The 6,873-nt window shown below is 71.7% G+C and carries 6 protein-coding genes; 4 read left to right on the plus strand and 2 right to left on the minus strand.

All coding sequences use genetic code 11. The features are described from left to right. Nucleotides 1–16 precede the first annotated feature (16 nt). The gene (locus tag PHK61_RS30245; protein ID WP_274284754.1) at nucleotides 17–2,236 is read left to right on the plus strand and encodes a heavy metal translocating P-type ATPase; all 2,220 of its coding nucleotides are present in this window, start codon (nucleotides 17–19) and stop codon (nucleotides 2,234–2,236) included. 189 nt (nucleotides 2,237–2,425) lie between these two features. Here the strand turns inward: PHK61_RS30245 and PHK61_RS30250 are convergent, their stop codons facing one another. Together PHK61_RS30250 and PHK61_RS30255 are read right to left on the minus strand one after the other, a co-directional pair. Further along, on the minus strand, nucleotides 2,426–3,085 hold the full coding sequence (locus tag PHK61_RS30250; RefSeq protein WP_274284747.1) for a DUF305 domain-containing protein: 660 nt from the start codon (nucleotides 3,083–3,085) through the stop codon (nucleotides 2,426–2,428). A 119-nt stretch (nucleotides 3,086–3,204) separates the two neighbouring features. Then, on the minus strand, nucleotides 3,205–3,948 hold the full coding sequence (locus PHK61_RS30255) for a DUF6153 family protein (RefSeq protein WP_274284748.1): 744 nt from the start codon (nucleotides 3,946–3,948) through the stop codon (nucleotides 3,205–3,207). Nucleotides 3,949–4,033: 85 nt separating this feature from the next. Between PHK61_RS30255 and PHK61_RS30260 the strand changes: the two genes are divergently transcribed. From PHK61_RS30260 to PHK61_RS30270, 3 genes are all read left to right on the plus strand, one after another. Further along, entirely contained in the window at nucleotides 4,034–4,459 is a 426-nt protein-coding gene (locus tag PHK61_RS30260) for a hypothetical protein (protein ID WP_274284749.1), read from the plus strand. 177 nt (nucleotides 4,460–4,636) lie between these two features. Then, on the plus strand, nucleotides 4,637–5,716 hold the full coding sequence (locus PHK61_RS30265; protein WP_274284750.1) for an NAD-dependent epimerase/dehydratase family protein: 1,080 nt from the start codon (nucleotides 4,637–4,639) through the stop codon (nucleotides 5,714–5,716). Nucleotides 5,717–6,152: 436 nt separating this feature from the next. Further along, nucleotides 6,153–6,873 (plus strand): N-acetylmuramoyl-L-alanine amidase family protein (locus PHK61_RS30270; RefSeq protein ID WP_274284751.1); only part of this gene is annotated, 721 nt, incomplete at its 3' end.

Here is a 6,873-nt window from a genome sequence, read left to right on the forward strand (position 1 = left end):
GCTCGTCCTCGGCGGCATGACCTGCGCATCGTGCGCGAACCGCATCGAGCGCAAGCTCAACAAGCTCAACGGGGTCGAGGCCACGGTCAACTTCGCGACCGAGAAGGCTCGCGTCGCCGTCATGTCCGACGTGAGCACCGACGACCTCATCGGAGCCGTGGAGGCGGCCGGCTACTCGGCATCGATCCCGCAGCCGCCGTCGCCCGAGCACCAGACCGACGCCGGTCCTGATGGAGACCAGAGTCCCGAGGCGGATGGGCTGCGGACCCGGCTGCTCGTCTCGCTCGTCCTCTCCGTCCCCGTGATCGCGATGGCGATGGTGCCGGCGCTGCAGTTGACCTACTGGCAGTGGGCATCGCTCGCGCTGGCCGCACCGGTGGTGGTGTGGGGAGCCCTGCCTTTCCACCGCGCCGCCTGGGCCAACCTGCGCCACGGCACCGCGACGATGGACACCCTCATCTCGCTGGGGACCCTCGCCGCCCTCGGCTGGTCGCTCTACGCGCTCTTCCTCGGCACGGCCGGGGTGCCCGGAATGGTCCACCCATTCGAACTGTCCATCGAGCCGAGCGACGGCGCCGGCAACATCTACCTCGAGGTCGCCGCCGGGGTCACGACCTTCATCCTCGCCGGTCGCTGGTTCGAGGCCAGAGCCAAGCGCCGCGCCGGCGCCGCGCTGCGCGCCCTGCTCGAGCTCGGCGCGAAGGACGTGGCGGTGCTGCACGACGGTGTCGAGCACCGCGTGCCCATCGAGCGGCTGGCCGTCGGCGACCGCTTCGTCGTACGGCCCGGCGAGAAGATCGCCACCGACGGCGAGGTCGAGAGCGGAAGCTCCGCGGTCGACGCCTCCATGGTCACCGGCGAGTCCGTCCCGGTCGAGGTCGGCGCCGGCGACGCCGTCATCGGCGCCACGGTCAACGAAGGCGGTCGTCTCGTCGTGCGCGCCACCAGGGTCGGCTCCGACACCCAGCTCGCGCAGATGGCGCGCCTGGTCGAGGACGCCCAGACCGGCAAGGCCGCCGTCCAGCGCCTCGCCGACCGGGTCTCGGGCGTCTTCGTCCCGCTCGTCATCCTGCTCGCCGCCGCCACACTCGGCTTCTGGCTGGCCGCCGGCGTCGGCGTCGCCGGCGCCTTCACCGCGGCGGTCGCCGTCCTGATCATCGCGTGCCCCTGCGCGCTCGGGCTGGCCACGCCGATGGCGCTCATGGTCGGAACGGGCCGGGGCGCCGCCATGGGCATCCTCATCAAAGGCCCCGAGGTGCTCGAGTCGACCCGAAGCGTCGACACCGTCGTCCTCGACAAGACCGGCACCATCACCGAAGGCCGCATGTCGCTGGTCGACGTGCACGCCGGTGCGGGCGAGGACGTCGACGAGGTCCTCAGGCTCGCCGGTGCCCTCGAGGACGCCTCGGAGCACCCCATCGCACGAGCGATCGCGACGGCAGCCCGTGACCGCTCGGAGGAACAGCCCCCGGCCGTCGAGGACTTTGCCAACGACGAGGGCCTCGGCGTGCACGGCACCGTCGACGGTCACGCGGTCGTCGTGGGCCGGCCACGGCTGCTCGAGGACTGGTCGGTGGCGATCCCCGCCGAGATCACCGCCAGGAAATCCCAGGCCGAGGCCCGGGGACACACCGTCGTGGCCGTGGCGTGGGACGGCGCAGCGCGCGGTCTCCTGTCCGTCGCCGACACGGTGAAGGACACCAGCGCTGAAGCCGTGCGTGGCCTCCGCGAGCTCGGACTGACCCCGGTCCTGCTCACCGGTGACGCCGAGCCCGCCGCCCGCGCCGTCGCCTCCGAGGTCGGGATCGAGTCCGACCAGGTCATCGCCGAGGTGCTGCCCGCCGACAAGGACGAGGTGATCGCCCGCCTCCAGCGCGAGGGCAAGGTCGTCGCGATGATCGGCGACGGCGTCAACGACGCCGCCGCCCTCGCCCGAGCCGAGCTGGGGCTGGCCATGGGCACTGGCACCGACGTCGCGATCGAGGCGAGCGACCTCACCCTGGTCCGCGGCGACCTCCGCGCAGCGGTCGACGCCATCCGCCTCGCCCGCCGCACGTTGTCCACCATCAAGGGCAATCTGTTCTGGGCGTTCGCCTACAACACCGCCGCCCTGCCCCTGGCCGCGGCCGGCCTGCTCAACCCCATGCTTGCCGGAGCCGCGATGGCGTTCTCGTCGGTGTTCGTCGTGGCCAACAGCCTGCGGCTGCGCCGATTCCGCGCCGGTGGAGTCGCGTGACATGCCCACCTCCGAAGGGCAAGCAGGCGCCCCTCGCGATCCTCGTTGCGAAGGCGGGCACGCCGCTCTCAGCTCGTCGTTCCGTGTCCGTCGACGGCGCACGCACGGCCGGTTCCGGGGACGGGCGGGGCAGTGGGCCGCCCGCGGGGGGAGCGGGCGGCCAGGTGCTCCGCGCCCGTCCCCGGCCGGTCAGACCCTGCTGAGCAGGGCCTGCATCTCGGTGATCTCCTGCTGCTGAGTGGCCACGATGGCGCCGGCGAGCTCCTTGGCCTGCGGGTTGAGACCCTGAGCTTGCTCCATCTGTGCCATCTGCACGGCGCCTGTGTGGTGCTCGATCATCATCTGCAGGAACATCCGGTCGAACGAGGCCCCGGACTGCGCCGCCAGCTGCTGCATCTGCGCGTCACTCATCATCCCGTGCATGGACATGTCGCCCAGCGGCATGCCCGGCATCGCGTGTCCCGGCATCCCGGGCATCGCGGTGGAACCCGGCTGCGGGCGGGGCGCGCCCCAGGTGTCGAGCATCTGGTGCATCTGCTCGATCTCGGGAGCCTGCGCCTGGTCGATGCGAGCGGCCAGGTCCTTGACTTCCTGGGATGCTGCCCGGCTCGAGGCCTGGGACGACATGGCGATGGCCTGGACGTGGTGCGGGATCATGCCCTGGGCGAACATCACGTCCGCCTGGTTGTGCTCGGGCGAGATCGGCGCTGCGGCCGACGGCGACGGGGCCGCTGTCGGAGCAGCGGCGGGACTGGCCGCGGGTGGAGCGGTACCGGAGTCGGAACATCCCGCGGCCACGAGGGCGGCGGTGGCGGCGGCGATCACGCCGCCGACGAGACGGGCACGCACGAGAATTCTCCTTCGGCTGGGCAGCGGCCAGTGCGTAGGGGCCGCTGCTGGTGGCAGGGTGCGGCGCCGCTCGGCGGTCTCGCTTGTGAGCACGAGTTCGCCCAGTCGGTGGAGCCGACCTACAGCCGGAGGACCTGGAGCTCCGCCTGTCTCAAGGACGCAGGAGGGGCACGGGGCGTCGGCGCCGGAGCGACGGTCTCCGTGTCGAGACGCGGGGGCGGTGGCCACCACCACAGAGCGACGAGGACGAGGACGAGCAGGAAGACCGCGGCACCCACGAGCGCGACGAGACACATGTGGAGCAGCGATCCTGCGTGGTCGTGACCGTTCTCGTCCGAGTGGTGGTGGAGAAGGGCCGCGCTGCCCTTGTCGGGCATGGCGTCCGGCGTCTCCGAGGGCACTCCGTGCTCGCCAGCGCTGCCATCCTGCGCCGCGGCGTCACCGCCGTGATGGTGCCCGCCCGTCGTGGGCGCTGATTGAGCGGCGGACAGGTGAGCTGACGCCGCGGCCGGGGCGACGTCCGGTGCTGAGTGCTGGTGGGCGCCGACGACGTGATGCATGAGCACCAATCCGAGCGCGATCACCAGGAGTCCCAGGCGTCCGTACCAGGTGCCGGGCAGCAGGTTCGCCGACATCGCGCTGTTCGCGCGACGTCGTGAGCTCCCGTGCCAGCGGATCACGGCGACGACGGTACCGAACGAACCGGTTGAACCGTCGGCCGTTGGCGGTCGGGTTCTGACCGTGACCGCCAGGTCGTAGCGGCCCCGCTGATGGCCACGAACGAGTGCTACCGTCCGCGCCGTGTCCGGCCCGCGTTCGACCCGGAGTGACGGGTCGCGACTGCCTTCGGCACTGTTGCTCACGTCGTCGACCCTGGTGATGCTCGCAGCGGTCGGGTTCGACCTCCTTGCTGAGGAGCCTCCGACCCACGCACTCGCGGTGGGTCTCGTGGCGGTGATCGTGGGCGTTGGTCGGCTGCGCATGTCCGGGCGTTTTCAGGGCGCTTTCGTGGCCGCCAACCTCGCGGTTGTCGGGCAGCCCGCCGTCCACGCGCTGAGCAAGCTGGCCCAGGCCGGCGCCGATTGGCTGCCCCACTCCCACGGTTGGCCGGAGAGCGTGTCGGCGGTTGCGCTGCACGTGGCCGTGGCGCTGTTGGTCGTCGCTGTCGCCGCCAGCGAGCCCGCCTGCCGGTACGTCGCCTCCACCGTTGCCCTCGTGGCAGCGCGAGTCCTAAGCCTGCCTGTCGCGGCGGCCCCTGCTGAGGTCGTCACGGCGCGCCGTCGCAGCGAGCCCAGGGCACGCGAGCACCAACTCCTCTTCGCACGACAGACCCGCCGGCGCGGCCCTCCTCTCGCGAGCGCGCTCGCCTCCTGACTCGAGCTGCCCAACAGCAAGCCGGGAGGTCCGGGGCACCGAACTCCCCAACCCCCTACCCGGGCCCGGGGCTGCCGACCAGCCCTCCTCTCTTTCCGAGTCGTCGAGGCGAGCTCACAGGACCCCCCGTCCCCACCGGTGCGCACCATGGCGCTCCGGCTCCCTGTGAGGACCACCGTGATCCGCACGCCCTCCGCGGACCTTCCCCGTCCGCGCCCTGCCATCGACCCATACTCCAACCCATCGAGCCTGTCGTCACGACGGGTGCTCGTGACCGGAGCACGCGGCTTCATCGGCCAGCATCTCCTGAAGCACCTCCTCGACCTCGGCTCCGATGTCCATGCCGTCGTCCGACCGGCCCGCACGCCGGCGGACGCCTCGCGCTACGGGCTCCCCGGGCGCCGACGAGCCACCTGGCACGAGGCAGACCTCACCGACCCCGATCAGACCGACCTAGTGATACGGAGCAGCGACCCCGAGGTCGTGCTCCACCTCGCGAGCACCGTGGCCGGACACCGCAGCGCGGATGTCGTGGGCACCATGCTCGAGAACAACACGCGGGCCGCCGTCAACGTCATGACTGCCGCGCACCGTCACGGGAACAGGCGTGTCGTCCTCGCCGGCTCCGTCGAGGAACCCGGCGCCGGTGAGACGCCGGGCTCGCCGTACGCCGCCGCGAAGGGCGCGGCGACCGCCTGCGCGCGGCTCTTCCACCACCAGTGGGAGCTTCCCGTCACAGTGCTCCGACCCGCGATGGTCTACGGCCCCAGCCAGCCGGACGAGACCAAGCTGCTCCCCTACGTGATCGGCAGCATGCTCGACGGTCATCGCCCCAGATTGAGCAGCGGCGCGCGACCCATCGACTGGGTCTACGTCGACGACGTGTGCCAGGCCTTCCTGCTCGCGGCGGTCCATCCGGCCGCGCCTGGCCTGGTGGCCGACATCGGGTCGGGGACCGCCACCACCATCGCGCAGACGGTGCAGATGGTCGCCGCTCTGACCGGATACACGGGCCTGATCGGTCTCGGCGACCTTCCTGACCGGGCCAACGACGTCGCCCACATCGCCGACCTCGCTCCGGCCCAGGACGTGCTCGGGTGGCGCCCCACAACCTCGTTGACCCAGGGCCTCACCGAGACTGTCCACTGGCACCTCGCCCGCCGCGACGCCGAGCTCGAACCAGCAGCCCCTGACTTCGGTGGCGCTCGGAGCAACTTCGGTGCCCTTCCGACGGCACGTCGGCTGAGGCCGACCTGATGCCGAAGAGGACCGAGCACGGAGCTCGCGACGGCGCGGGGGACTCATGACCCCGCCCTGGGAGGACTCGACGTCCACGATCCCACTCGTCCGTCGGGCTCCTCCTCAAACGCCGGCGGAGAACGTCATCGTCAGCAGGACGGCATCCCGGTCGAGTCAGCGTTCAGGGACCTCGTCAGGCGGTGGTCAACGGCGTCCGCCCGCGCCCCGACGCTCACGTGGCCCGGCGCGTGGTCTCCTCGCCGCCCTGGTCGGGGCGGTCGCCGCCGCTTTGCTGTTGCCCGGTGCCCGGATCGCCGACGAGCCACCGCGGCCGGGCGAAGGCGCCGCGGCGGCAACCGCGCTGGCGAGCCCGGTGGCGGTCGATCCGCGCACTTTCCCCGCCGGTGGGTGCGTCGCACTCCCGGCTCGAACGAGCCCTGCCCGTGCCGTCGTGATGATCGACGCAGGACATGGCGGGCCCGATCCCGGGTCGCTCGGGACCACTGCCGACGGGCGCCGGGTCGTCGAGAAGGACCTGACTCTCTCCACCACCCTGGCCGTGGCCTCGCGCCTCCGAGAGCGGGGGGTCACGGTGGTGCTTTCGCGCTCGACGGACGACCTGGGCACAGGGATCACACCTGACGACGCCGAGAGCGGCCCGCTCAGCACCGCCGACAGCCAGCGGGACCTCCTCGGCCGCGTTCGCTGCGCCAACCTCGCGCGGGCGGACGCACTCGTGTCCGTCCACTTCAACTCGTTCGAGAACCCGGCGGTACGGGGCTCCGAGACCCTCTACGACGTGGATCGGTCGCTCGCGCCCCGCAGCCGGGCACTCGCGCAATCGTTGCAGAGCAACATCCGCGCCGGCTTGGCGACGCTCAACCGGCCCTCGCCCGATCGCGGCGTCATCGACGACTCCTCGGGCGGCGAATCCGGCGGTGGCCACCTCGTCCTTCTAGGGCCGCGCATTGCTGGTTACGTGGACGAGCCGAGCGTCATGCCGGGCGCGCTCATCGAGCCACTGTTCCTCACCAACCCGGGAGACCTGACAGCGGTCGCGTCTCCTCGCGGGGTCGACACCCTCGCTGAGTCGATCGCTCGCGGCGTCGACGAATATTTCAGTGGCGTCCAGCAAGGTGGTGTACGAGCTGACCACGGCGTAGGGCGTGGCGACG

The sequence above is a fragment of the Actinomycetospora lutea genome (assembly GCF_028737205.1).
Classification (GTDB): Bacteria; Actinomycetota; Actinomycetes; order Mycobacteriales; family Pseudonocardiaceae; genus Actinomycetospora; species Actinomycetospora lutea.